We start from the raw sequence: 24,892 nt of genomic DNA on the forward strand, positions 1-24,892 counted from the left end.
GGTGCATCGGCGCGGCGGATGCCGCTTTTTCAGGTCCGACCGAACGGCTCGAAGATACGTTCAAAGTAAATGACGGCCATGGCCATGCCACAAAGGCGGGCGGATGCTCGACGCCTGCGCCGCTATCGGCCGCCGGAGCCCTGCGCCGAGGTCACTTGAACAGGCTCGACACCACCCGCGCCACGTGCTCGGCGCCCTTGCTGATCTCCTGCATGATGCCGGCCACGGTGGTGATCTGGTTGTTGTTCTCCTGGGCGCTGGACTCGATGGTCTGCATGTTGTGGTTGATCTGCTGGGTCAGCTTGACGTTCTCGGTGACCACGTTCTTGATCTCCACCGTGGCGCCGCTGGTGCGCGCCGCCAGTTGCCGCACCTCGTCGGCGACCACCGCGAAGCCGCGCCCCATGTCGCCGGCGCGAGCCGCCTCGATGGCGGCGTTGAGGGCCAGCAAGTTGGTCTGTTCGGCGACGCTCTGGATGGTGGTGACGATGTTCTCGATGTCCTTGGTCTGGTGGGTGAGCTGGGAAATCAGGCCGACGGCGGTGTTGACCATCGACAGGGTCTTGGCCGACAGGGCGACGGACTGGTCGAGGGAGTCGATGCCGCGGGTGGAAATCTGCGCGGTCTCTTCCGCGGTGGAGAACGACAGCTCGGCGGCGCGCCGTACCTCCTCGTTGCGATTGACCTGCTCGGTAACGTCGATGGCGAACTTGATGACCTTGATTATCCGCCCCGAACTGTCCTTGACCGGGTTGTAGGTGGCTTCGATATGTACCCGCTCGCCGGCGGCGCTGCGGCGCTCGAAATGCCCGCGGGAGAATTCGCCGTGCCGCAGCCGAGCCCAGAAATCCGGGTTCTCCCGATAGAACTCGTCGAAGCAGAGCATGCGGTGGTGCTGGCCCTTGAGCGACTTGAGGCTGTAGCCGAAGAGACGCAGGAAGTTCTCGTTGGCATCGAGTATCTCGCCGTCCGGGGTGAACTCGATGACCGCCATGGACTGGCGTATGGCGTCGTTGATCGCGTTGAGCAGGAGCAGTTCGGAATGGTTGCGGGTCACGTCGGCGGCGATCTTCAGCACCTCGACGACCGCCCCTTCGGCATTCTTCACCGGGAAATAGGTGGCCTCCAGCCAGACCGGCGTACCATCGCGCCGCAGGCGCTTGAACACGCCGCGCTGGGGCGTGCCGCTGGCCAGTTCCTTCCAGAAGCGCACGTAGGCGGCGGAGGCCTGGAAGTCCTCTTCGCAGAAGATCCGATGGTGCTTGCCGACCAGCTCGTCCGCCGAGTAGCCGACCACCGCGAGGAACAGCGGGTTGGCGGACAGTATCTGGCCATCGGGAGTGAAACGGATGGTGGCGACGTTCTGCCCGATGGCCTCGAGTCGCCACGCCAGGTCTTCATCCTTGGCGGCGCTTTCCACCGCCCTGCTTTTTCTGCCGAAGAGCATCGCGCACGACTCCTTGATGGCACCTGTCCATCGCGAGGGAGTGGAGAACCGGAGATAGCCGTCCTACCGCTAAACGCCAGTGTAGATCGGGCTCCGGCAACTTTCCTCGGTGCCCGCATCGCCGTCCGTCCCCTAGCGGGCGGGGCCCAGCGGGGCGCGCGATGCCAGGATCGCCAGGCCGGCCAGCCCGACTACCGAGACGCTCTTGTTGAGGCAGGCATTGGTACGCCCAGACAATCGCCCCGCGCCCGCGCATCAGCCAGGCTGCGAGCCATGCCAGCGCCGGTCCGCGCTATGATCACTGCGCCCGGACTGACCGCGCTCCGACCTCGCGCCGTCGTATCCCGAAACCCACTTCCAAGAGGAAGCACATGGCAACCGATCTCTACGCGCTGGCCGAACAGGTCGAGGACGAAGCGGGTTTCCTGCACTTCCTCGCCGCGCTGGCGGCGGACTGGGAGGAAGACCGCCGCCTCGCCGCCGCCAACCCGCCGAAACCATTCGGCCCCAGCCCGCTGGGTTGGGAGAACGGCAGCATCGGTGGCTTCCTCGATGCCGCCGCGACCTGGGGCGAGGACTCCCGCGACGGCCTGCCGGGCTATTCCAGGCCGGAGAATGCCTGGCGGCGCGCGGCGCAGCTGATGCTGGCGGGCAAGTTCTATGAATGACTTCAAGTCTGCCCTGGCGCCCTTCCCGCCCGACTACCCGAGGGTCTTGCCGGACAACCGGCGGCAGGTGCCGATATTGCATCGCGACGCGGACTTCCTCCTGCGCGCGCTGCAACCCGACGATTTCGTCCGGACCAGCCGCTACGAGAACGCCAACCGCGAGCACCTGGCGCCATGGGAGCCGCTGCGCGACCCGGGGTATTTTTCCGTGGACAACGCCCGCGCCCGCACCCTGCTACAGGTGGCGAGCATGGACGAAGGCGAGGCGCTTCTCCTGCTGTTGCTCGATCCCGACGACGGCGAGGTGCTGGGGCGCTGCAGCTACACCAATATCGTCCGCGGGGTATTCCAGGCCTGCCACCTGGGCTTTTCCCTGGCCGCTGCGGCGCAGGGCCGCGGCCTGATGGCACGAGCCCTGCGGGTAGCCAACCGGTATTGCTTCGAGCAGCTCGGCCTGCACCGGATCATGGCCAGCCACCTGCCGCGCAACGCACGCAGCGAGCGCCTGCTGGAAAGCCTCGGCTTCGAGAAGGAAGGCTACGCCCGCGCCTACCTGAAGATCGCCGGGGTCTGGGAAGACCATGTGCTACGGGCGCTGGTGGACGCTCCGCGCTGAACCGACGTGCAAATGCAGAACGGGACGCCTGGCGTCCCGTTCTGCTCACCAGGCCTGCCGGTCAGCCGCGGGCGAGGTCGCCACGCAGTTCGCGGGCGGCGGCGACCATGTTCACCAGCGCTGCCTCGGTTTCCGGCCAGGCGCGGGTCTTCAGGCCGCAGTCCGGGTTGACCCAGAGCCGCTCGGCGGGTATCCGCCGGGCTGCCTTGCGCAGCAGCGCGACGATCTCTTCCCGGCTCGGCACGCGTGGCGAGTGGATGTCGTAGACGCCCGGACCGATCTCGTTCGGGTAGTCGAACTGCTCGAAAGCCTCCAGCAGCTCCATGTCCGAACGCGAGGTCTCGATGGTGATCACGTCGGCGTCCATGGCGGCGATGGACTCGATCACATCGTTGAACTCGCTGTAGCACATGTGCGTATGGATCTGGGTTTCGTCGCGGACTCCGGAGGCGCACAGGCGGAAGGCCTCGGTGGCCCACTCCAGATAGTGCGGCCAGGCGTTGCGGCGCAGCGGCAGGCCTTCGCGGAAAGCCGCCTCGTCGATCTGCACGATCCTGATGCCGGCGGCCTCCAGGTCGACCACTTCGTCGCGGATCGCCAGGGCCAACTGGCGCGCCTGCACCTCGCGAGACACGTCCTCGCGCGGGAAGGACCACATCAGCATGGTCACCGGGCCGGTCAGCATGCCCTTCATCACCTTGTCGGTAAGGCTCTGGGCGTACCTGATCCACTCCACGGTCATGGCCCGCGGACGGCTCAGGTCGCCATAGATCACCGCCGGCTTCACGCAGCGCGAGCCGTAGCTCTGCACCCAGCCGAAGCGGGTGAAGACGTAGCCGTCCAGTTGCTCGGCGAAGTACTCGACCATGTCGTTGCGCTCGGCTTCGCCGTGCACCAGCACATCCAGCCCCAGTTGTTCCTGGATCTGCACCGCATGGCGGATCTCGCTGTGCATCGCCTCGATGTACTCGGCCTCGCTCAGCTTGCCCTGCTTGAACGACTGGCGGGCCAGGCGGATCGACGAGGTCTGCGGGAAGGAGCCGATGGTGGTGGTCGGGAACGCCGGCAGGTCGAGTCCGGCGCGCTGCCTGGCGATGCGTTCGGCGAACGGCGAGCGGCGCTGGGCGTCGCAGGCCTTGATCGCGGCCAGGCGCGCCTGCACGGCCGGCTTGTGGATTCGCGGCGAAGAAGCGCGGCTGGCCTGGACCGCACGGCTCTCTTCCAGGGCGGCAAGCACCTCGGCGGCTTCCGGCTCAATGGCGGCACGGGCCAGCACCGCGACTTCGCGGCACTTCTGCACGGCGAAGGCCAGCCAGCTCTTCAGCTCGGCGTCCAGCCCGTCTTCGCGCTCCAGGTCCACCGGGCTGTGCAGCAGCGAGCAGGACGGCGCGACCCACAGCCGCTCGCCCAGGCGCTCCCGGGCATGGCGCACCACCTCCAGGGCTTTCTCCAGGTCGCAGCGCCAGACGTTGCGCCCGTTGACCAGGCCCAGCGAGACGACCTTGTAGGCCGGCAGGCGGTCGAGGATGCTCGGATACTGTTCCGGCGCTCGCACCAGGTCGATGTGCAGGCCGTCCACCGGGAGGTTGGCGGCCAGGCCCAGGTTGTCTTCCAGGCCGCCGAAGTAGGTGGCGACCAGCTTCTTCAGCGGCTCGCCCTGTAGCAGGTTGTAGGCGCGCTCGAAGGCGTTCTTCCATGCCTGCGGCAGGTCGAGGACCAGGATCGGCTCGTCGATCTGCACCCACTCCACGCCCTGGCCGGCGAGACGGCGCAAGATCTGGCCGTAGAGCGGCAGCAGGCGGTCCAGCAGGTCGAGCCTGTCGAACTCGGCGCCCTTGGCCTTGCCCAGCCACAGGTAGGTCAGCGGACCGATCAGCACCGGCTTCACCTGGTGGCCGAGGGCCCTGGCCTCGTCGACCTCCTCGAACAGTTGTTCCCAGCTCAGCTGGAACTGCTGATCGGCGCTGAACTCGGGGACCAGGTAGTGATAGTTGGTGTCGAACCACTTGGTCATTTCCTGGGCATGGGCACCGCCGCAACAACTGTCGTCGCTGACGCCACGGGCCATGCCGAACAGGGTATGCAGGGTCGGCCCGGCCTCGCCGTGCGCCCGGAAGCGCTCGGGGATCACGCCGAAGGTCAGCGAATGGGTCAGCACCTGGTCATACCAGGCGAAATCGCCGACCGGCAGCAACTGGATGCCGGCATCCTTCTGTACCTGCCAGTGGGCAGCGCGCAGCTGCCGACCGACGGCCCGCAGGCCGGCCTCGTCCAGCTCGCCCTTCCAGAACGCTTCCTGGGCTTTTTTCAGTTCGCGATCGCGTCCGATGCGTGGGAAGCCGAGAGTGTGGGCCAGGGCCATGGGTGTTCCTCCAGTCGAAAGGTCGATGGAGGGATTCTCGTGAGGCTCATGCCATGAGACAAACTCAATTTCTTCGTGATGAAATCAAGTTTCCCTCATGATCATCCTCGCGCCCTGACCTCGGCGCCCTCCTCACTTGCGCTTGCGGATCGCCATGCGCCGAGGCTTGAGACCGCCAGCCGCGGCAGCGCCGGCCTCGCCGTCGACCACGGGCTGCATCCTGGCTCGCGCCGCGTGCAGCTTCTTGTAGCTGTCGATCAGCCGCAGGTGCCGGTCGAGCCCTTCCAGCTTCATGCTGGTCGGCGTCAGGCCGAAGAAGCGCACGCTGCCGTCCACCGAGCCCAGCGCGGCGTCCATCCGCGCGTCGCCGAACATGCGGCGGAAATTGGCCTCGTAGTCGGCGATCTCCAGCTCGTCGTCGAGGACGACCTCCAGCACCACGTTCAGCGCCTGGTAGAACAGGCCGCGCTCGACGCTGTTGTCGTTGTACTGGAGGAACGCCTCCACGCCTTCCTTGGCGTCTTCGAAGCGCTTCAGGGCGAGGCCGATGAGCACTTTCAGCTCGAGGATGGTCAGTTGGCCCCAGACCGTGTTGTCGTCGAACTCGACGCCGATCAGCGTGGTGATGTCGGTGTAGTCGTCCACCTCGCAGTCTTCCAGGCGCTCCAGCAACGCCCCGAGCGCGGCGTCGTCGAGGCGGTGCAGGTTGAGGATGTCCTCGCGGAACGCCAGGGCCTTGTTGGTGTTGTCCCAGATCAGGTCTTCCACCGGATAGATTTCCGAGTAGCCCGGCACCAGGATCCGGCAGGCCGTAGCGCCGAGGTGCTCGTACACCGCCATGTAGACCTGCTTGCCCATGGCTTCGAGGATGCCGAACAGGGTCGCGGCTTCCTCGGCGTTGGCAGCCTCGCCCTGCCGGGTGAAGTCCCACTCGACGAACGGGAAATCGGCCTTGGCGCTGAAGAAGCGCCAGGACACCACGCCGCTGGAATCGATGAAATGCTCGACGAAGTTGTACGGCTCGGTCAGCGCATGGCTTTCGAAGGTCGGCTGGGGCAGGTCGTTCAGGCCTTCGAAGCTGCGCCCCTGGAGCAGTTCGGTCAGGCTGCGCTCCAGGGCCACCTCGAAGCTCGGGTGGGCGCCGAAGGAAGCGAACACGCCGCCGGTGCGCGGATTCATCAGGGTCACGCACATCACCGGGAATTCGCCGCCCAGCGAGGCGTCCTTGACCAGTACCGGGAAGCCCTGCTCTTCCAGGCCGCGGATCCCGGCGAGGATGCCCGGGTACTTGGCCAGCACCTCCGGCGGCACGTCCGGCAGCGCCAGCTCGCCTTCGAGGATTTGCCGCTTGACCGCGCGCTCGAAGATCTCCGACAGGCACTGCACCTGCGCCTCGGCCAGGGTATTGCCGGCGCTCATGCCGTTGCTGAGGTAGAGGTTCTCGATCAGGTTGGAGGGGAAATACACCACCTGGCCGTCGGACTGGCGCACGAAGGGCAAGGCGCAGATACCGCGCTGCACGTTGCCCGAGTTGGTGTCGTACAGGTGCGAGCCGCGCAGCTCGCCGTCGGGGTCGTAGATCGCCAGGCAATGGCCGTCGAGCAGTCCCAGCGGCAGCGCATCGTCGCGGCCGGGCTTGAACCAGCGTTCGTCCGGGTAATGGACGAACGCCGCATTGGCGATCTCTTCTCCCCAGTACTGGTCGTTGTAGAAGAAGTTGCAGTTCAGCCGCTCGATGAATTCGCCCAGCGCCGAGGCCAGCGCGCTTTCCTTGCTCGCGCCCTTGCCGTTGGTGAAGCACATCGGCGACTGCGCATCGCGGATGTGCAGCGACCAGACGTTGGGCACGATGTTGCGCCAGGAGGCGATCTCGATCTTCATGCCGAGGCCGGCGAGGATGGCCGACAGGTTGGCGATAGTCTGCTCCAGCGGCAGGTCCTTGCCCGGGATGCGCGTGCAGCCGGCTGCATCGGTGCCGGGCATCAGCAGCGCCTGGGCGTCGGCATCGAGGTTGTCGACCTCCTCGATGACGAACTCGGGTCCGGTCTGCACCACCTTCTTCACCGTGCAACGGTCGATGGAGCGGAGGATGCCCTGGCGGTCCTTCTCCGAGATGTCGGCCGGCAGTTCCACCTGGATCTTGAAGATCTGCCGGTAGCGGTTCTCCGGGTCGACGATGTTGTTCTGCGACAGGCGTATGTTGTCGGTGGGGATGTTGCGCGTCTGGCAGTACAGCTTGACGAAGTAGGCGGCACACAGCGCCGACGACGCCAGGAAGTAGTCGAACGGCCCCGGCGCGGAGCCGTCGCCCTTGTAGCGGATCGGCTGGTCGGCGATCACCGTGAAATCATCGAACCTGGCTTCCAGTCGAAGGTTATCGAGAAAATTGACCTTTACTTCCACGGCGAGCACCAAGAGAAACGGAAACCGGCCATTATCCGGGAACTCTGGGCAAAAGTCCCAGCTCTCCGCCGTACGCGTCGCTACTTGCCGGCCTCCCCGCCGCTCTCCGGCACGTAGATCATCCGTCCGTCGGCCAAGCGGTAGGTCACTCCGGCGCGGCTGCCCTGCCCTTCGCCGATCTCGCCGCTGGCCTGGTAGCGCTTCAGCTCCTTGCCGTCCTTGACCAGCATGCGCATGTCCGCCTCGCCGGGGTTCTCGACCACCACCACCTTGTCCTGGCTGAATGGGTTGAGCGGGTTCTGCACGATGACGATCAGGAGGATGCCGATCACCACCAGGAACAGGTCGATCAGGTTGACCATCGAGAGGATCGGGTCGTCCGCCTCGTCGTGTTCGAGGAAGCGCATCAGCCGGCCTCCCGCGCACGTTCGACGGCGCGCAGTTCCTGGAGCAGCCAGCGGCGACGCACGGTAAGGATGAAGAAGGTGATGCTGGCGGCGACCAGGGCCAGGATCACCGCGGAAAACGCCACCACCAGGTTCTCGCCGATCCCCTGGGCGTCGTTGCGGGTCAGCGCCAGCAGTGCCGGTCCCATGGGGATCATGGTCGCCACCAGGCCGAGCATCGGCGCGCTGCGCGAGGTGATCCGCAGCCATTCCAGGCGCTGCATGATCCACAGTTCGAGGTCGTCGCTGTTGCCGCCATGCAGCGCCTGCCAGGCCGCCAGGCGCGAGCGGTAGCGCCCGCGACGGCGCTGCCAGGCTTCCATGGCGAAGCCGCCGAGGGCGACGAAGGCGTAGGCCAGCGCGGCGAGGATCAACAGCAGCACCGGCAGCAGGAACAGGCGGGTGAGTTCGTAGAGGCTGGTTTCCAGACCATTCATGAGCGATTTTCCATCGGACGACGATTGACTACGGATTGCCGGACGGCGCCGGCGGCGAACAGCGCGAGCAGCACGGCGGCGGCCAGCCGGAGCCACGGCTGCGGCTCGCCGGACGGCGGCGGCGCGACTTCTTCGAGGACGCGGCCGCTGACCGTTTCGCCGGCACCGGACGCGGCCGCGCCCTCTGCCTGCGCCGCGGCCTCGCCGAAACCGCCGGCCATCCGTTCGATGAATTCACGGGTGGTCGCCGCGCCGACCTCGCCGGCGCCGGCGGCCGCCAGTTGCCGCCAGCGCTCGGCCAGTTCGCGGCGGGTCTGCTCGCTGGCGTCCCAGTAGCCCTTGCGGATGGCCTCGGCCATGCGCGCGATGATCTGCGCCTGGGCGGTCGGATTGTGCGTTTCGAACCACTCGGCGAGACCCAGCTCGCGGCGGTCCATGACGAAGGTGTCGTGCAACGCCTGCCACTGGTCGGCGCGGACCATGGTGCGATCCGCCGCCTGCCAGCCCCACAGGTTGTTGGCCAGGTCGAGCATTTCCAGGCTGCCGGCGTAGCCCTCGCGCTGCATCGCGGCGATCCACTGCGGGCTGAGGTAGCGCCCGCGCAGCTCGCTGGCGAGGAACTGCGCGGCGGCCGTGGTGCGCGGCTGGCGCTGGCGCAGGTCGGCGATGTACAGCGCCGGGCTGGCGCCGTCGAGGTGGCGTACCGCCAGCGACAGGCCGCCGAGGTACTCGAACGGGTGGTCGGTGGAGAGCACGCCGTTGAGCGTCGAGGAGCGCGAGAGGATCGCCGCCTGTACACCCTTCAACTGTTCGGCGAACAGGTTGCCGCCATCCAGCTTCACGCCCCAGTCGCGACTGCCGTAGGCGTACTGCAAGCGCCCGAGGAACTGCTCGGCGAGCGCCGAGTCATCGTCCCAGCGGGTGGAATCGAGGGTCAGTTGCGTTACCCCGGTGCCGTAGTCGCCCGGCGCATTGCCGAACAGCCGCAGGCGCGACAGGCGCTGCGCCAGTGGCGCTTCGACGCCGCGTTCGCGCAGGCGCCGCTCCAGCGCCTGGCTGTTGCGCGCCAGCGGGTTGCCCGGCTCGTCCAGCGCGGCGAGGCGCTCGATGGCCTCGGCGAGCAGGCGCATGAAGCCGTCGAACTGGTCGCGGTAGACACTGGTCACCTGTAGCACCACGTCCACCCGTGGACGCCCCAGTTCCGCCGCCGGCACGATGTCCAGCGCCAGCAGGCGGCCACCGGCGTCCCAGCGCGGGCGCAGGCCGAGGGCGTGCAGCGCCTGGCTTTCGACGATGCCCAGGTGGCGCATGGTTTCCGACGACCAGAGGCTGAAGGCGAGCTTTTCCGGCGCCCTGCCCTGGTGCTCGGCGCGGTAGCTTTCCAGCAGTTGGCCGAAGGCCTCGGCGCCGGCTTCGTAGGCGGCGCGGGTCGGTACCTTGTCGGCCTCGAAGGCGAACAGGTTGCGCCCGCTGGGTACCTGTGGATTGCGGATCGGATCGCCGCCCGGCCCGGGCGCGACGAAGCGCCCGGCGAGGCCGGCGAGCAGCGCCTCCAGTTCGCCGGTGTCGGCGAGCTGGCGGTCCAGTTCGCGGGCGCGCAGCAACTGCTCGCGCAGGCGCGGATCGGCCACCTTGGCGATCTCGCCGCCGTCGCGCAGGTAGCGTTGCAGCGTGCGGTAGGCACGACCTTCCCGCAGCGCCCTGAAATCGGCGGCGAACAGTTCGTCGGGGTCGAGACCGAGCGCGCGGTAGTAGGGCTCGCCGAGCTGCTGCATGACGGTGCCCAGGCGCAGCTCCGGCGAGGCGGCGACACCGAAGGTGTGCAGCCCCAGCGGCATCGCCGAGCCGGCCAGTCGGTGCAGGTGGTCGTGGAGCACACCGAGGAACGCCGGGAAATCCTCGCGCATCGCTGCCTCGCTCCAGCCCAGGTCGTCGTTCATGTGCGCCGCCCGCACCGCCGCGCGGATCTGCTCGGCGCTGCGTTCGCGCACCGCGCCCTCGTCCAGTTGCTGGTATTCGTGGATCAGCTGGTGCAGGTCGCGCAGTTCGTCGTACAGCCCGGCCGGGGCGAACGACGGCGTCTGGTGGCTGACGGTGACCGCGCGCCCGCGCCGGCGCGCCTGGATCGCCTCGCCAACGTTGTCCTGGATGTACGGGTAGAACACCGGCAGGTCGCCGAGCGCCCGCAGCGGGTAGTCGCCCACCGCCAGCCCGCGGTCCTTGCCGGGTAGCCATTCCTGGGTGCCATGGGTGCCGAAATGGATCAGCGCGTCGGCGCCGAAACCCTCGCGGACGAACTGGTAGACCGCCAGGTAGAGATGGTCCGGCGGCACCGCGCTGTCGTGGTAGGCCTCGCCCGGACGGCCGGCACGCGGCGGCTGCGGCAACAGCAGCAGATTACCCAGGCGCGCCGCCGGGAACACGAAGCGTCGCTGGCCGTCGATATCGCGCAAGGCCCAATGTCGACGCGGGTCGCCCCAGCGCGCGCGCATCTCCTCGCGCAGATCCGCCGGCAGCGCCTCGAACCAGTGCAGGTAGGCGTCCAGCGGCAGGCTCGCGGCGAGGCCGTCGCGATGCAGCGCGTCCAGGGTCTGCGGCCGGTAGTAGCCGCCGAGCAGGCGCTGGGCGGTATCGATCAGCGCGCTTTCGTCGCTCGTCGCAACCCGGTAGCCGGCCGCCCGCAGCGCTTCGCCGAGACGGGCCAGGCTGGCCGGTACATTGAGATGCGAGGCGGCGACGTTCTTCTCGCCCTCCGGGTGGTTCCAGAACATCAGCGCCAGGTGCTTGTCCGCCGCCGGCAGGCGACGCAGGCGCAGCAGCCGGTCGAGCTTGTCCAGCAGGGCCTCGGCCTGCCCGGCCATCAGCTTCGGCTCGCCGTTCTCCAGGGCGCTGATCACCAGCGGATCGCTCATTCCCCAGGTTTCCGGCATGCCGAGGAAGGCCGCCACGGTACGCGGCGCCACCCCGCTGGCGGCGGCCAGCCAGTCGGCCTCGTTGCCGTCGCGGTAGCCGAGGGTCTGCAATACCGGCACGTCCAGCGCGAGGAACTCGGCACGGCGCGCCGGGCCGTTCTGCAGGTGCTGCAGGTTGACCAGCGCCTGGACATCGGCGCCAGCGAAGGACTTCCTCAACGCCTCCGGATCGCTGTCGTCGAACCACACCGCCAGCGGCGCCTGGCCGTGCCGCTCGCTACGCCGCAACAGTTCGTCGATGGCGCCGGTCTGGGCGTCGGCGATGGCGCCGCGCGGGATCAGGAAGGCGATGCGCGGGGCATCGCTGGCCCAGCGCGAGACGCCCCAGGCGAGGTAGTCGGCGAGGCCGGCGAACGGCGCCGGTGCGTCGGGATGATAGAAGCCGGCCTGCGCCAGGGGCTGCGGCGCCGGCAACGCGTCGACGGGCAGGCCGGCATGCCAGCGTCGGACCGCCTCGAACAGCCGGCGCAGGTTGGCTTCGCCGCCGTTCGCGTAGTAGCCGACCAGGCGCCCGCCCAGCGCCGCCGGCAGGTTGCCGAAACCCGGCGGACCGCCGCCGACGCGGATCCAGGGTTGCGTCCCGCCTTGCAAGCGCTCGCCCAGCGCCCGCTCGACCTGGGCGCGATCGGTCGGCCGCGGCGTGTCGAGGATCAGCAGGTCGCCGCCGTCCAGCCACTCGCCGGGCGGCGCCTCGCCGACGCCGAGGCGCAGGCCGCGCAACTCGACACCGGCCTCGCGCGCCCAACCGGCTAGGCGCTGGTGCTTGCCCGGGAGGACGAAATCGCTGCTGAGCAGACGCACCTGGGCCGGCTCCGCCCAGGCACAGAGACTGGCCAGCAGCGCGCCGCAGAAGAGTAGCGAACGGCGCATCAGAAGCTCGCCACCAGGCCGAGATGGAAGGTCCGCCCAGGTTCGGCATAGGTGAAGTGCGTGTCGTCGTCGGCCAGGCGCTGGTCGCCGAGGTTCTCGATGCCGCCGCGCAGTGTCAGGTTCTCGTTGAGTTTCTGGCTCAGCTCCAGGTGCCACAGGCTGTAGGCCGGCAGGGCATAGCCGACGTTGCTGCTGTAGGCCACCTGGCTGCCGACGTATTCGGTGCGCAACTGGGCGCTGAAGCGGGCATTGGGGCTCCAGCGCAATTGGCTGTTGGCGAGGTGCCGGGAGCGATCGCCGAGGCGCTGGCCGGCGGTGCGGTTGCGCGCGTCGAGGTAGGTGTAGTTGAGTTCCCAGCGCAGGTCCGCCGGCAGGTCCACGCCGCCGCCCAGCTCGAGGCCGCGGATCCGTGCCCTGTCGACGTTCTCGTAGTTGCGTATCTCGCCGCCGCGCACCCCGCAGCGCGCTACGCAGACGGTCTGGATCAGGTCGCGGACATCGTTCTCGAACACCGTGCCCTTCAGCGACCAGCCATCGCCCTGGTAGTCGGCGCCCAGTTCGTAGGACGTATTGGTCTCCGGCTTCAGGTCGGGATTGCCGTAGATGGTGAAGCGCCCGCCGCCACCGACCGCCGCATACTCCGGCGATAGCTGCTTCAGGCTCGGCGCCTTGTAGCCGCGGCCGACGCCGGCGCGCAGGGTCAGCGCATCGGAAAGGTGGTGCAGCAGGTACAGGCGCGGACTGCTTTCCCAGCCGAACGCCTCGTGCTTGTCGAAGCGGCTGCCGAGGGTCAGCGACCAGTCCGGGCCGAAGGCGATCTCGTCCTGCAGGAACAGCGCCTTGTGTCGCGCGCTGGCGTCGCCGGCGGTATTCACCGAGCGATCCTCCAGTTCTTCCTTGCGCCATTCGCCGCCGAGGGTGAAGAGATGTCGCTCGAAGGCCGGCACGCTGAGGTGGCCGTCGACCACGCTGTCGGTAAGCCGCTGCGGGTTGCTCGGCGGTTGTCCGTCGGAACGCGCGTTGTGCCGCTCCAGGCGGTTGCGGTAGGTGCGCAGCTGGCTGCTGCCCCAGTCCCACTGGCCATTGTGGGCGAGCGACCAGCGCTCGCGTTCGATCACGTCGCGCGACTCGTAGTAGCGCGAGCGCGGCCCCCCGGTCTCGCTGTTGCGCCAGCGTCGTTCGCGCCCGCGCTGGTGGCCGAGGTCGATGCGCTGGGCGTCGTCCGGGGTCCAGCTGAGGTTCAGCCCGCCGCTGTCGGCGTTGACGCCTTCCAGCTCGGAGAGCCGGCGCTCGTCGGCGTCCGGGGTTTCCTGCTGGCGGCGGCTCTCGCCGTTCAGGGCGAGGCCCAGCTTGCCGGGCACCAGCGGCCCGGCGAGATAGGCGCCGAGCTGGTGGCTCTGCCCGCCGAGGCCGTCCTCGCGCACGCCGCCATCGAGCAGACCGCTGCCCGTCCAGGTATCGGTGGCGCGCCGGGTGATCACGTTCACCACCCCGCCGAGAGCTTCCGAACCGTAGAGCGAGGACATCGGCCCGCGTACCACCTCGATACGCTCGATGCTCTCCACCGGCACCCAGCCGAGGTCGAAGTCGGAATGGGCGATGGCCCCGGACGAGGTGGAGATCCGCTGGCCGTCCACCAGCACCAGGGTGTGCTCGCTGGACATGCCGCGAACGCTGATGCCCCGCCGGGACATGCCGACGCCGTTGAACTGCAGGCTTTCCGAACCGCGCAGGGCTTCCTGCAGGTCGCGCACCGGGCGCCGCCGCAGGTCCTCGGCGGCGATCAGCGAAACGCTGGCCGGGGCGTCGCGCAGCTTGCGCTCGGTAGTGGTGGCGCTGACCACGGTCGGCTCCAGGTCGACCGGCGCGGCCAGCGCCAGGCAGGGAAGCAGGTAGAGGAACGGCACGGCGCGGGCCAGCCGCAGCGGAGGAAGACGGTGCGGGGAGGAATGGGGGGTCATGGTCGGCAGGTATGAATTATGAATACTTATAAGTTATAACATAACATTTCTTCGAATGAAGAATGCCCGCCGTTTCTTCTTCATCGAGGCGAGGGAACGTCTCGCTCGCCGTATCCCTCGAAGCACAGGACCCCACTCTCAACCGGGCATGCCCCCCAGGAGGAAAGATGACCGCAACCGAGCAGATCATGGCGCTCCTCGAACGCTGGGACCGCCAGCAGGAGGGCTACATCCGCCAACGCGAGGAGCGCTACGAGGCGATGTTCCAGTTGCTCGAAGACCTCTTCGGCCGCGACGGGCGCTTCACCGCCATCGACGCCGCCTGCGGCCCGGGCTCCCTCGGCCGGCGCCTGCTCGAACGCTTCCCGGCGGCGCGGGTGGTGGCGCTGGACGCCGACGTCATGCTGCTGGAGATCGCGCGTACGGCGCTGGCCGGCTTCGCCGAACGGGTCCGCGTGGTGGAGTGCGACCTCACCGATCCAGGCTGGACCGAACGGGTCGCCGAAGCGCGCGAGTCCCTCGCCGGCGAACGGCCCGCGGCGCTGCTCTCTTCCACCGCGTTGCACTGGCTGTCGCCCGCCGAACTCGCCGGGTTCTACGCCCAGGCCGGCGAACTGCTCGCCCCCGGCGGCGTGCTGCTGAACGCCGACCACATGCGCTACGACCGACGCTGGCCGGGACTCGCGGAATTGTCCCGGAAGCACCGCGAGCGGGTCCTCCAGGCTTCCGTGGCCAGCGGCGCGGACAGTTGGGAAGACTGGTGGCAACGCGCCGCGCAGATCCCCCGGCTGGCCCCGCTGAAGGCGCAGCGCGACGCCCATTTCGCGCGGCGCCCGCTCAGGCGCGCCAGCGAAGACGAAGACTGCTCGCTCGATTTCCATCTCGCCGCCCTGCGCCAGGCGGGTTTCGCCGAGGCCGCCACGGTCTGGCAGCAGTTGGACAACTACGTGGTCTTCGCCCGCCTCGCCCAGGCCTGATACGCCGTCACCCGGGCGCGGGGAATACCTCCAATGGAACCCGGGCAATCCGCCGGACGTTGACGCAGATCAACGCCGGCTCGGCGTCGCTCGCCAGAATCCACAACATCTTGTTGTTTTGCAAAATCAAAACACATCATGTTGTGGAGAAATTGAAATGACCCAGCCCCGGAAGGCTACCTGGCCGGCCACCCTGCTCAAGCGCAACGGACGTGAAGTCCCCTTCGATCCCGGCAAGATCGAACGCGCCATCGCCGCCGCCGGCCAGGCCACCGGCGAGTTCGACCCGCAGCAGGCGCAGGCGCTCGCCGAACGCGTGGTGGAACGCCTGCCGGAGCGCGCCTGCCTGGATATCGAACGGGTCCAGGACCTGGTCGAACGGGTGCTGATGGAGGCCGGCCACTACCCCACGGCGCGCGCCTACGTGGTCTACCGCGAACGCCACGGCCGGCTGCGCCGCGAGCGCAAGACCCTGGTGGACGTCGCCGCGTCGATGAACGAATACCTGTCCCGCGAGGATTGGCGGGTGCGCGCCAACGCCAACCAGGGCTATTCCCTCGGCGGGCTGATCCTCAACGTATCCGGCAAGGTCACCGCGAACTACTGGCTGGATGAGGTCTACGATGCCGACATCGCCGCCGCCCACCGCGACGCCGACCTGCATATCCACGACCTCGACATGCTCGCCGGCTATTGCGCCGGCTGGTCGCTGCGCACCTTGCTGAACGAAGGCCTGAACGGCGTGCCGGGGCGGGTCGAGGCCGGTCCGCCGAAGCACCTGGGCAGCGCCCTGGGGCAGATGGTCAACTTCCTCGGCACCCTGCAGAACGAGTGGGCCGGGGCCCAGGCCTTCAGCTCCTTCGATACCTACCTGGCGCCCTACGTGCGCAAGGACCGCCTCGACTACGCCAGCGTACGCCAGGCCCTCCAGGAGTTCATCTACAACCTCAACGTGCCGTCGCGCTGGGGCACCCAGACACCCTTCACCAACCTGACCTTCGACTGGGTCTGCCCGGACGACCTGCGCGACCAGGTGCCGCGCATCGGCGGCGAGGAGATGCCCTTCGCCTACGGCGAGCTGCAGGCCGAGATGGACCTGATCAACCGCGCCTACATCGAGGTGATGCAGGCCGGCGATGCCCACGGCCGGGTATTCACCTTCCCGATCCCGACCTACAACATCACCCACGACTTCCCCTGGGACAGCGACAACGCCACGCGCCTGTTCGAGATGACCGCGCGCTACGGCCTGCCCTACTTCCAGAACTTCCTCAACTCGGACATGCAGCCCAACCAGGTGCGCTCGATGTGCTGCCGCCTGCAACTGGACGTGCGCGAACTGCTCAAGCGCGGCAACGGCCTGTTCGGCTCGGCGGAGCAGACCGGCTCGCTGGGCGTGGTGACGATCAACTGCGCGCGCCTGGGCTATCGCCACCGTGGCGACGCCGCCGGCCTCTACCGCCAGCTCGACCACCTGCTCGAACTCGCCTTCGCCAGCCTGGAGCTGAAGCGCAAGGTGATCCAGCAGCACATGGATGCCGGCCTCTATCCCTACACCCGACGCTACCTGGGTACCCTGCGCAACCATTTCTCCACCATCGGCGTGAACGGCCTGCACGAGATGGTGCGCAACTTCAGCGACGACCGCGAGGGACTGCACAGCGAAGCCGGGCGCGAGATGGCCCTGGCCCTGCTCGATCACGTGCGCGCGCGGCTGGTGGGTTTCCAGGAGGACAGCGGGCACCTCTACAACCTGGAAGCCACGCCCGCCGAGGGCACCACCTATCGCTTCGCCCGCGAGGACCGCAAGCGCTATCCGCGCATCCTCCAGGCCGGCACGCCGGAGGCGCCCTACTACACCAACTCCTCGCAACTGCCGGTGGGCTTCACCGACGACCCGTTCGAGGCGCTGGAGCTGCAGGACGCCCTGCAATGCAAGTACACCGGCGGCACCGTGCTGCATCTCTACATGGCCGAGCGGATTTCCTCCGCCGAAGCCTGCAAGACCCTGGTGCGCACCGCCCTCGGTCGCTTCCGCCTGCCGTACCTGACCGTCACCCCCACCTTCTCGATCTGCCCGCGGCACGGCTACCTGGCCGGCGAGCACGAGTTCTGCCCGAAGTGCGACGAGGAGCTGCTGCAACGCTCCACGCCCAAGAGCTGTTGCGGCGGCTGCGGCGGTTGAGTCGCCTGTCGTTCCTTTCATCCACCAGCAAGGAGTACCACCGATGAACCCCAACCAGTTGCCCGAAGACCAGCGCCAGCGCTGCGAAGTCTGGACCCGCGTGATGGGCTACCACCGTCCCGTGGCAGCGTTCAATGCCGGCAAGCAGTCCGAGCATCGCGAACGCCGCCATTTCCGCGAGACGCGATGAGCGCCACGCTCAGGGTCGGGGGCCTGGTGCCCCTGACCACCCTCGACTACCCCGGCCTGCTCGCCTGCGTGCTGTTCTGCCAGGGCTGCGCCTGGCGCTGCCGCTACTGCCACAACCCGGAACTGATCGCGCCGCGCGGCGCGGAGGAAATCCCCTGGCCACGCCTGCTCGACTTCCTCCGCCGACGCCAAGGCCTGTTGCAGGCGGTGGTCTTCAGCGGCGGCGAGGCGACCCTGCAGGCGGCCCTCGGCGACGCCATGCGCACGGTCCGCGAACTGGGCTTCCGCGTCGGCCTGCACAGCGCCGGCATCAACCCCCGCGCCTTCGCCCGGGTGCTGGCGCAGAGCGACTGGGTGGGCTTCGACGTCAAGGCGCCGGCCGAGGACGTCGCCGCCATTACCGGCGTGGACGGCAGCGGCGCGGCCAACTGGCGCAGCCTGGAATGCCTGCTGGACAGCGGCGTGGCCTACGAATGCCGGACCACGGTGCACTGGCGCTTGTTCGATAGCGAACGCCTCTGGCGCCTGGCGACGCGCCTGCGCGAGATGGGCGTGGAGCGCTTCGCCGTACAACTGGCGCGCCCGGCCCGCCAGCTCGATCCGCAGCTTCTCGCGAAGCCCGCGCCGCAGGGCGCTGCGCAGCTATGGCGAGAACTGGAAGAGCTGTTTCCCGCCTTCGAACTGCGCGACGCCTGAGCCTCCGGTTCAGCGGCGCCGCTCGGGCCTGCCAGCTCGCTCGGACAGGGCGGGCAGTCCCGACCAGGCCTGTCCTTCACAAGACTCATACGATCGTACGAGAGCACCTCCTCGATTCCTAGTTGCGTCCAATTGTCGCGGACGGCGCCGCTCGCCACCCTTGCTCCAGATTCAGCGACCCCGGACCCGCGCCATGAAACTCACGCTCACCCCTCCCCTGACCCCCAGCCACTGGATGCGCTCGACCGACCTGGCCGACGCCGCCAGCGCCCCCCTCGTCGGCACCCACTCGGCGGACGTGGCGATAGTCGGCGGCGGTTTCGTCGGGCTCTGGACCGCCATCACCCTCAAGCAACTGGAGCCGGACGCACGGGTCCTGCTGCTGGAGCAGGACGTCTGCGGCGGCGGCGCTTCCGGCAGGAACGGTGGTTTCGTGATGTCCTGGTGGCCGAAGACCGGCACCTTGCTGGGCTTCTGCAGCGAGGCGCAGGCGCGCTTCCTTGGCGAAAGCGCGGAGCGGGCGATCCAGGAACTCGGGGAGTTCTGCGCGCGGCATGACATCGATGCGCACTTCCAGCAGAAGGGCTGGCTGTGGACCGCCACCACGGCGCACCACCTCGACGCCTGGAACGATACCCTCGCCGCCTGCGAACGGCTCGGCGTCAGTCCCTTCGAACGCCTCGACGCCAGCGAAGTGGCACGCCGGACCGGTTCGCCGGTGCATCTCGCCGGGGTCTTCGAGCGCAGCAATGCCACCGTGCAACCAGCCTTGCTGGTGCAAGGCATGCGCCGCGTGGCGCTGGCCCTCGGCGTGGAAATCCACGAGCGTTGTGGCGTCAGCCAGATCGTTCCCGGCCAGCCGGCACAGCTGCTGAGCGCCGGGGCCCGGGTTCAGGCCAAGGCGGTGGTTCTCGCGACCAACGCCTGGTCGGCCGCCCTGCCCAGGCTCTCCAGGCTGATCGTGCCGGTGAACAGTTCCATCGCGGTTACCGAGGCGATACCGCAACGGCTGGAGCGAATCGGCTGGACCGGCGGGGAAGCCATCACCGATTCCCAACTGATGGTGGACTACTACCGCACCACCCGCGACGGGCGCATCGCCTTCGGCAAGGGCACCGGCGCCATCAGCTACGGCTCGCGCATCGGCCGGGTATTCGACGTCGACCGGGAGAGCCTGGCCCTGACCGAGGCCGACTTCCGCCGCACCTATCCCTCGCTAGGCGACATCCCGCTGGTCGACGGCTGGTCCGGCCCCATCGACCGTACCTACGACAGCCTGCCGGTCTTCGGCCGCCTGCACGAGAACATCCACTACGGCATCGGCTGGAGCGGCAACGGCGTGGGACCGAGCCGCCTGGGCGGGCGGATCCTCGCCAGCCTCGCCCTCGGCCGCGACGACCCGTGGAGCCGTTGTCCGCTGGTAGAACGCCGCTGCCGGAGCTTCCCCCCCGAGCCGCTGCGCTACCTGGGTGGCTCCCTGGTGCGCAACGCCGTCCTGCGCAAGGAACGCGCGGAACTCGCCGGTACCGCGCCCTCGGCCACCGACCGCTTTCTCGCGCGCTTCGCCCCCGCCGGCCTTGAAGACAAATCCTGAGGAGCCCATGGCATGAACCCTTCGCTCATCCGTCTCGACGACGAAAGTCCTTTCACCTCGCCCACGCCCGTCGGCCAGCCCCTGGGCGAACCGGTAGCCCTGACCCGTACCGCGGCCCACCGCCCTCTCGCCGACGGCAACGGCGTGACCGGCATCTGGGAATGCACCCCGGGGCGCTTCCGCCGACAGGTCGAGCAGGCCGAGTACAGCTACATCGTCAGCGGTGAAGGTCGCTTCACCCCCGACGAAGGCCAGGCCGTGGAGTTTCGCGCCGGCGACGCGCTCTATTTCGCCGCTGCCACCCAGGGCACCTGGGACATCCGCCAGACCGTGCGCAAGACCTACCTGATCTTCGACTGACCCCGAAGAACCGAACTCCACCGCCCTGACAGAGGAAACAAGAAATGGGTATGCGAGAAGCGAACGACAACGCATCGGGCCTCAAGGCCCATCCCCTGGGCTCGCTCGAGACGATCGCGATCATCATCGGCACCAACATCGGCGCCGGCGTGCTGAGCATGGCCTACGCCGCCCGCAAGGTCGGCTACGTGCCGTTGCTGGTATGCCTGGCCCTGACCTGCCTCTTCTGCATCGTCACCATGCTCTACGTGACCGAAGCCTGCCTGAGAACCCGCGGCAACAACCAGCTCAGCGGCCTCTCCCGGCGTTACCTGGGCCCGCTCGGCGGCTGGCTGATCTTCATCGCGGTGGCGGCCAACAGCTACGGGGCCCTGGTCGCCTACATGACCGGCAGCGGCAACATCATGCTCGAGTTCTTCGGCCAGTACGGCCTCACGCGCGAGGTCGGCAGCCTGATCTTCTTCGTCCCCTCGGCGCTGGTGCTCTACCTGGGCCTGAAGGCGCTCGGCGTGGGCGAGAAGCTGATCAGCGCCGGCATGGTGGCCATCGTCTGCATCCTCATCGGCGCGACCCTGATGCACGACGACGCCCGTCTCGCCCACCTTTGGCAGAGCCAGTGGCAATACGTGGTTCCAGTGTTCAACCTGGCGGTCTTCGTGTTCGGCGCGCAGTTCCTGGTTCCGGAGCTGGTGCGCGGCAACCTGGCAACCCCCGCGCGCGTGCCGCGCCTGATCGTGGTCGGCATGCTGCTGACCTTCCTGCTGGTGGCGGCCATTCCTGCCTCGGTCATCGCCCTGGTCGGCCCCGACAACCTCAGCGAGGTGGCGACCTTGAGCTGGGGACGCTCCCTCGGCCAATGGGCCTACTACGTGGCGAACACCTTCGCCTTGCTGGCGATGCTGACCTCCTACTGGGGACTCGGTGGGTGCCTGTTCACCAATATCTTCGACCACTTCCGCCTGGGCAGCGAAACCAACCGGCGCAAACGCCTGGCGGTGCTCGCCGCGGTCTCGGTCCCGCCGTTCCTGCTGGCCTATGCGGGGCTCGGCGGCTTCGTGAACGCGCTGTACTTCGCCGGTACCTTCGGCGGCGTACTGATGGGCATCATCCCCATCCTCCTGCTCAACGCGGCGCGGCGCCACGGCGACCAACTGCCGGCATTCAGCTGCGGCTGGTATGCCCATCCGCTGATACAGGGGCTGATCGTCCTGGTGTTCGCCTCCAGCGGGGTCTACGCGATCGCCTCGGCACTGGGGATGCTGCCCGCCAGTTGGTGACAGGGCGCGCTGCCTGCGCCCGGGGCGATTACACTGAAGGCCCATGCCTGGAGTTTCCTGGACATGCCGCAGAGCATCCGCCACCTGATCGCCCTCCCCGAACTCCGTTCACGCCTGCTGAGCGGAGCCGGCGGCCTCGACCGCCCGGTTCGCTGGGCGCATGTCTGCGAACTCGACGACCCCACCGAATGGCTCGGCGAGGGTGACCTGCTGATGACCACCGGGCTGGGCATACCGAGCGACGCCGAGCGGCAACGGCGTTACGTCCGAAGACTGGCCGAGGCCGGCCTGGCAGGCATGATGATCGGCGAGAACATGGAAGCCCCGAGCGACCTCGATGCCCTGCGCGAGACGGCCGAGGCCCTGGGCTTCCCGTTGATTCTCACCCACTACGGCGTCCCTTTCGCCGCCGTGACCCGGGCCATCGTCGATGCGGGGCAGAAAGACGAATACGAGCGCCGCAACGCCCTGGCCCGGATATACGAAAGCGCCCGATTGAGCATGCAGGGACTGGGCCTGCCGGCGCTGCTGCAACGCCTCGGCAAGGACGTGCGGAGCAGCCTCTACCTCATTGTTCCCGACACCCTGGCGGCCTGGCAGCCAGGCCTGCCAGGGCTGCCCGCGGAGTTGGCCGACGCGCTGCGCAACCGCCGTCGCGAGCAGGCGGAGCCGCAGCCAATGGTCCTTCGCCATCCGCTCGCGGAAGGCGAAGCGCTCAGCATCGGCATTCCTTCCGACCGGAACTGCCTGCTGATAGCCCTGGGCGAGCGGCTGCCGGACTACAGTCTCCTGCACCACCTGACGGCAGTGCTCGGCATAGAGATCGAACGGCTGCGCGTCGAAAGCGAACGCCACCTGCGCCTGGGTTCGGAATTGCTCGACGACCTGCTGCAACGACGGCTATACCGGGAACAAGCCGAGGAGCGGCTGGAGGAACTGCTGCCCGGGCTCGATCTCGACGATGCAGTCGTTTCCGTGACAAGTTCCGAGGGGCTCGCGACCGACCCTATCGGTCTTTTCCGGGGCCACGACTCACGCCTGCTGGTTCGCGCGCAAGGCCAGGAAATCATTCTGCTGCACCAGGCCGGCCTCGCCTCGACACTGCAGGAAGCCCTGGACAGCTCGCTGGGCGTGAGCGCCCCGCTCCGTCGTGCCGAACGTTGCGCCGAGGCCTTGCGCGAAGCGCGTCTGGCCCTGGCCCACAGCCATTCCCGGCGACCGTTGTGTCGCTACGCGGAACTGGACGACGAGGCGCCCTGGCTACCCAGAAGCCTCGCCGAGGCCGAGCGGGCGTTCCGTCTGGTCCTCGGCGCCCTCCACGACTATGACGCGGCCAATGGCTCCGCACTGCTATACACGCTGCAGGTCTTTCTCGAGGAAAACAGGTCCTGGTTGAACGCCGCGCAGCGGCTACACATACACAAGCAGAGCCTGGTCTACCGGATACGCCGCATCGAGGAAATCAGCGGTCGCTCGCTGGACAGCACCGCCGATGTGGCGACCCTCTGGTTCGCCTTGCAGGCAACCCGGCTGTCGCCGGAAGCGAGGGGCAGGACGGCGAGGAGCAGCCTCCTGGAACAGTCCGCGCACCATGGCGGCGACATGGACTGACGGCGGAGCCCGATACCTGGCGCTTGCAGGGCGACGCCGCCGCCAACAGGCGCGGCCAGGAACGGTTGCCCGGCAGGGGCGTGGCCTGTGGATGCCGGACCACGGTGCATCGCAGCGAGCGCCGTTGCGAATGCATTAATCCCCCTTGCTAGCTAGCCACCCCGCCGCTGGAGCGGCGCGGCCCGCGCTTCTAGGCTCGAACGGTAAGACGGAAGCCCATCGGCGCGGCGCAAAGGAGGCCTGCGATGCGTAACGGAATCGACGCTGTATCCGCCCCGCTACCCACCCTGTTCGTATCTCCGCCGGCGGTCTTCACTGCCTCCCTCGAGCGACTTCCCCCACACGCTCGACAGGCCCCCGCCGCCCAGCGCCCGCCGGGGTCGCCCGGCATTCCCGGCAGCGCCCGGTTGCAGACTGGCGCCACCACGTCCCACTGACGTCCCAACGCCGACGGCCATGCCGTCGCAAGCGCTTCATCCCCCGCGATCCGCCCGTCGCGCTCGTCCCCATCGGGACCAACCGGGCCGCCCCCGGCCCGCTCCTTCGAACCTGCGTGGAGTCCATCCCATGAACGGAAGCAGATCCACCTTTCTCTACCTTCTCGCCGCCGCCGGCCTGGCGCTGACACCCGCGGCCCAGGCCGACCGGGGCAACGACGTGGTCGCCCGGCTCAACCAGTTGTACAACGACACCCGCCAGGATTGCGGCGGACCGTCGAAGCCGGCATTCCTCTGTTCCGGCGTGCTGTTCCGCGCCACCTGGCCTTCGACCGACTACATGTTCTACAGCATCAGTCCGAAGAGCCAGAAAAGCGGCGGCGTCTCCGCCTCCTACCTGCGCAAGGACGCCAAGTACCGCAAGCTCGCCTATGGCCTGAAGAGTGGCTTCATCTTCGACACCATCTTCGGTAATCCGAAGGACCACCAGGACTATGCGGTGCTCTGTTCCTTCCCCATCGACGCCGCCACCGACGACCGCGCCCAGCAGGGTTGCACCGATTCGCGGCGCACGCCGAACAGCGTCGAGAAGTCCTGCCAGGACATCAACGTCAGCACCGCCGAGCAGTGGGCGGCGAACTACCGGCAGAACCGCGGCGACCATTCGCGGCAGTGCTCCTTCGACGTCCGCGACGAGCGCAATACCGCCGCCGGCCCGGCCTTCTACCAGAGCATCCGGGCGATGGCGCAGATCGCCGACGAATCCTTCACCACCCAGAACGAACTGCGCCTGGCCAAGTGGGAGGAAAACCCGCCGAAGTCGCCGTCGATCCTCGCCGCGTTCTACACCGAGGACGCCGGCCTGGAGGGCGCTCGGCTCAACCAGATCCAGTGGTATCAGTCGGTCCAGGCATTCCTCCCGATCATCAACATGCGACTGCCGCAGACCCGCCAGCAGGACGTGCAGTTCGCCTACGACGGGCGTAAGCAGGCGATCTACCCGACCAGCGAGAAGAATGCCTGCGAGCGCTATGTGGAAAGCGCCACCTGGGTGGAGCGCGACGATCCGGGCTTCAGGAAGAAGATCATGACCCTGGAAGTGGTACCGACCGATTGCGGGCGCAAGATCCAGGACAACCAGACCAACAATTTCTTCAACGAGCTGGTGGTCGACCACTACCTGGACAGCGAATGGAAGGACAACCCGGACAACCGCGACAGCAATATCGGCAGCATGCGCCGACAACTGGTCTGCCACTTCAACGTCGCCCGCAACAAGCCCGAGTGGAACCTGGAACCCTCGCGGCCGTACACCTCCAACGAGGACTCCATCGCCAAGGGCTGCAATAACACCTGAGGCCGCTCCGCGGGGGCGCTACGGCGT

At 68.0% G+C, this 24,892-nt stretch carries 18 protein-coding genes and 1 pseudogene; 11 read left to right on the forward strand and 8 right to left on the reverse strand.

Going from position 1 to position 24,892, the window contains the following annotated elements; genetic code table 11:
• Window positions 1-151: 151 nt before the first annotated feature.
• Together LE197_RS37280 and LE197_RS37285 are read right to left on the reverse strand one after the other, a co-directional pair.
• Complete coding sequence (locus tag LE197_RS37280; RefSeq protein ID WP_369810617.1) at window positions 152-727, reverse strand: methyl-accepting chemotaxis protein; 576 nt, start codon at window positions 725-727, stop codon at window positions 152-154.
• A pseudogene (locus LE197_RS37285) lies at window positions 728-1,447 on the reverse strand (PAS domain-containing protein); the annotation flags it as partial.
• A 371-nt stretch (window positions 1,448-1,818) separates the two neighbouring features.
• Between LE197_RS37285 and LE197_RS11540 the strand changes: the two are divergent.
• Both LE197_RS11540 and LE197_RS11545 read left to right on the forward strand, forming a co-directional pair.
• A complete protein-coding gene (locus LE197_RS11540) occupies window positions 1,819-2,115 on the forward strand; it encodes a hypothetical protein (RefSeq protein ID WP_003102361.1) in 297 nt (98 codons plus the stop codon).
• A 46-nt stretch (window positions 2,116-2,161) separates the two neighbouring features.
• Window positions 2,162-2,731, forward strand: a complete 570-nt coding sequence (locus LE197_RS11545) for a GNAT family N-acetyltransferase (protein ID WP_073647836.1) — start codon at window positions 2,162-2,164, stop codon at window positions 2,729-2,731.
• A 61-nt stretch (window positions 2,732-2,792) separates the two neighbouring features.
• Here LE197_RS11545 and metE read toward each other — a convergent pair whose 3' ends face one another.
• From metE to LE197_RS11575, 6 genes are all read right to left on the reverse strand, one after another.
• Entirely contained in the window at window positions 2,793-5,093 is a 2,301-nt protein-coding gene (metE, locus tag LE197_RS11550; RefSeq protein WP_023109186.1) for a 5-methyltetrahydropteroyltriglutamate--homocysteine S-methyltransferase, read from the reverse strand.
• Between the two features lie 132 nt (window positions 5,094-5,225).
• On the reverse strand, window positions 5,226-7,496 hold the full coding sequence (locus LE197_RS11555) for an OsmC domain/YcaO domain-containing protein (RefSeq protein ID WP_031638148.1): 2,271 nt from the start codon (window positions 7,494-7,496) through the stop codon (window positions 5,226-5,228).
• Window positions 7,497-7,576: 80 nt separating this feature from the next.
• Complete coding sequence (locus tag LE197_RS11560; RefSeq protein ID WP_003088238.1) at window positions 7,577-7,903, reverse strand: DUF2149 domain-containing protein; 327 nt, start codon at window positions 7,901-7,903, stop codon at window positions 7,577-7,579.
• Window positions 7,903-8,379, reverse strand: coding sequence for a MotA/TolQ/ExbB proton channel family protein (locus tag LE197_RS11565; protein WP_003088234.1), 477 nt, complete (start codon window positions 8,377-8,379; stop codon window positions 7,903-7,905). The genes LE197_RS11560 and LE197_RS11565 overlap by 1 nt, the downstream gene beginning before the upstream one ends.
• Window positions 8,376-12,221, reverse strand: a complete 3,846-nt coding sequence (cobN, locus tag LE197_RS11570) for a cobaltochelatase subunit CobN (protein WP_023109188.1) — start codon at window positions 12,219-12,221, stop codon at window positions 8,376-8,378. Before cobN ends, LE197_RS11565 begins: the two co-directional genes overlap by 4 nt.
• Window positions 12,221-14,182 carry a TonB-dependent receptor domain-containing protein gene (locus LE197_RS11575; RefSeq protein ID WP_023109189.1) on the reverse strand — a complete coding sequence of 654 codons (1,962 nt, stop codon included), beginning with the start codon at window positions 14,180-14,182 and terminating at the stop codon, window positions 12,221-12,223. The genes cobN and LE197_RS11575 overlap by 1 nt, the downstream gene beginning before the upstream one ends.
• A gap of 167 nt (window positions 14,183-14,349) precedes the next feature.
• On the opposite strand from LE197_RS11575, the gene LE197_RS11580 reads away from it, so the two are divergent.
• The 9 genes from LE197_RS11580 (at window position 14,350) to LE197_RS11615 (ending at window position 24,865) form a co-directional block, all read left to right on the forward strand.
• Entirely contained in the window at window positions 14,350-15,159 is an 810-nt protein-coding gene (locus tag LE197_RS11580; protein WP_003088221.1) for a class I SAM-dependent methyltransferase, read from the forward strand.
• A gap of 157 nt (window positions 15,160-15,316) precedes the next feature.
• Entirely contained in the window at window positions 15,317-17,344 is a 2,028-nt protein-coding gene (locus LE197_RS11585; RefSeq protein WP_003111559.1) for a ribonucleoside triphosphate reductase, read from the forward strand.
• Between the two features lie 43 nt (window positions 17,345-17,387).
• On the forward strand, window positions 17,388-17,534 hold the full coding sequence (nrdD, locus tag LE197_RS36845) for an anaerobic ribonucleoside-triphosphate reductase (protein ID WP_003105835.1): 147 nt from the start codon (window positions 17,388-17,390) through the stop codon (window positions 17,532-17,534).
• Complete coding sequence (locus LE197_RS11590; protein WP_003117379.1) at window positions 17,531-18,229, forward strand: anaerobic ribonucleoside-triphosphate reductase activating protein; 699 nt, start codon at window positions 17,531-17,533, stop codon at window positions 18,227-18,229. Before nrdD ends, LE197_RS11590 begins: the two co-directional genes overlap by 4 nt.
• A gap of 193 nt (window positions 18,230-18,422) precedes the next feature.
• On the forward strand, window positions 18,423-19,823 hold the full coding sequence (locus LE197_RS11595) for an NAD(P)/FAD-dependent oxidoreductase (protein WP_023109190.1): 1,401 nt from the start codon (window positions 18,423-18,425) through the stop codon (window positions 19,821-19,823).
• A gap of 12 nt (window positions 19,824-19,835) precedes the next feature.
• Entirely contained in the window at window positions 19,836-20,183 is a 348-nt protein-coding gene (locus LE197_RS11600; protein WP_003088200.1) for a cupin domain-containing protein, read from the forward strand.
• A gap of 44 nt (window positions 20,184-20,227) precedes the next feature.
• A complete protein-coding gene (locus tag LE197_RS11605) occupies window positions 20,228-21,460 on the forward strand; it encodes an aromatic amino acid transport family protein (RefSeq protein ID WP_003139822.1) in 1,233 nt (410 codons plus the stop codon).
• Between the two features lie 63 nt (window positions 21,461-21,523).
• Window positions 21,524-23,071: a PucR family transcriptional regulator gene (locus LE197_RS11610; protein WP_023109191.1), complete on the forward strand. Its 1,548-nt coding sequence runs from the start codon at window positions 21,524-21,526 to the stop codon at window positions 23,069-23,071.
• A 567-nt stretch (window positions 23,072-23,638) separates the two neighbouring features.
• Window positions 23,639-24,865, forward strand: a complete 1,227-nt coding sequence (locus LE197_RS11615) for a DUF2599 domain-containing protein (protein ID WP_023109192.1) — start codon at window positions 23,639-23,641, stop codon at window positions 24,863-24,865.
• The last annotated feature ends 27 nt before the right edge of the window (window positions 24,866-24,892 follow it).

Source organism: Pseudomonas sp. PS1(2021) (genome assembly GCF_020405165.1).
Taxonomy (GTDB): Bacteria; Pseudomonadota; Gammaproteobacteria; order Pseudomonadales; family Pseudomonadaceae; genus Pseudomonas; species Pseudomonas aeruginosa.

Bases quoted from the DNA above. Each gene is read 5' to 3' on its own strand.
- LE197_RS11575 (WP_023109189.1), bottom strand. From the start codon at position 14,182: ATGACCCCCCATTCCTCCCCGCACCGTCTTCCTCCGCTGCGGCTGGCC.
- cobN (WP_023109188.1), bottom strand. From the start codon at position 12,221: ATGCGCCGTTCGCTACTCTTCTGCGGCGCGCTGCTGGCCAGTCTCTGT.
- LE197_RS11585 (WP_003111559.1), top strand. From the start codon at position 15,317: ATGACCCAGCCCCGGAAGGCTACCTGGCCGGCCACCCTGCTCAAGCGC.
- LE197_RS11595 (WP_023109190.1), top strand. From the start codon at position 18,423: ATGAAACTCACGCTCACCCCTCCCCTGACCCCCAGCCACTGGATGCGC.
- LE197_RS11540 (WP_003102361.1), top strand. From the start codon at position 1,819: ATGGCAACCGATCTCTACGCGCTGGCCGAACAGGTCGAGGACGAAGCG.
- nrdD (WP_003105835.1), top strand. From the start codon at position 17,388: ATGAACCCCAACCAGTTGCCCGAAGACCAGCGCCAGCGCTGCGAAGTC.
- LE197_RS11580 (WP_003088221.1), top strand. From the start codon at position 14,350: ATGACCGCAACCGAGCAGATCATGGCGCTCCTCGAACGCTGGGACCGC.
- LE197_RS11590 (WP_003117379.1), top strand. From the start codon at position 17,531: ATGAGCGCCACGCTCAGGGTCGGGGGCCTGGTGCCCCTGACCACCCTC.
- LE197_RS11605 (WP_003139822.1), top strand. From the start codon at position 20,228: ATGGGTATGCGAGAAGCGAACGACAACGCATCGGGCCTCAAGGCCCAT.
- LE197_RS11565 (WP_003088234.1), bottom strand. From the start codon at position 8,379: ATGAATGGTCTGGAAACCAGCCTCTACGAACTCACCCGCCTGTTCCTG.
- LE197_RS11615 (WP_023109192.1), top strand. From the start codon at position 23,639: ATGAACGGAAGCAGATCCACCTTTCTCTACCTTCTCGCCGCCGCCGGC.
- LE197_RS11560 (WP_003088238.1), bottom strand. From the start codon at position 7,903: ATGCGCTTCCTCGAACACGACGAGGCGGACGACCCGATCCTCTCGATG.
- metE (WP_023109186.1), bottom strand. From the start codon at position 5,093: ATGGCCCTGGCCCACACTCTCGGCTTCCCACGCATCGGACGCGATCGC.
- LE197_RS11610 (WP_023109191.1), top strand. From the start codon at position 21,524: ATGCCGCAGAGCATCCGCCACCTGATCGCCCTCCCCGAACTCCGTTCA.
- LE197_RS11600 (WP_003088200.1), top strand. From the start codon at position 19,836: ATGAACCCTTCGCTCATCCGTCTCGACGACGAAAGTCCTTTCACCTCG.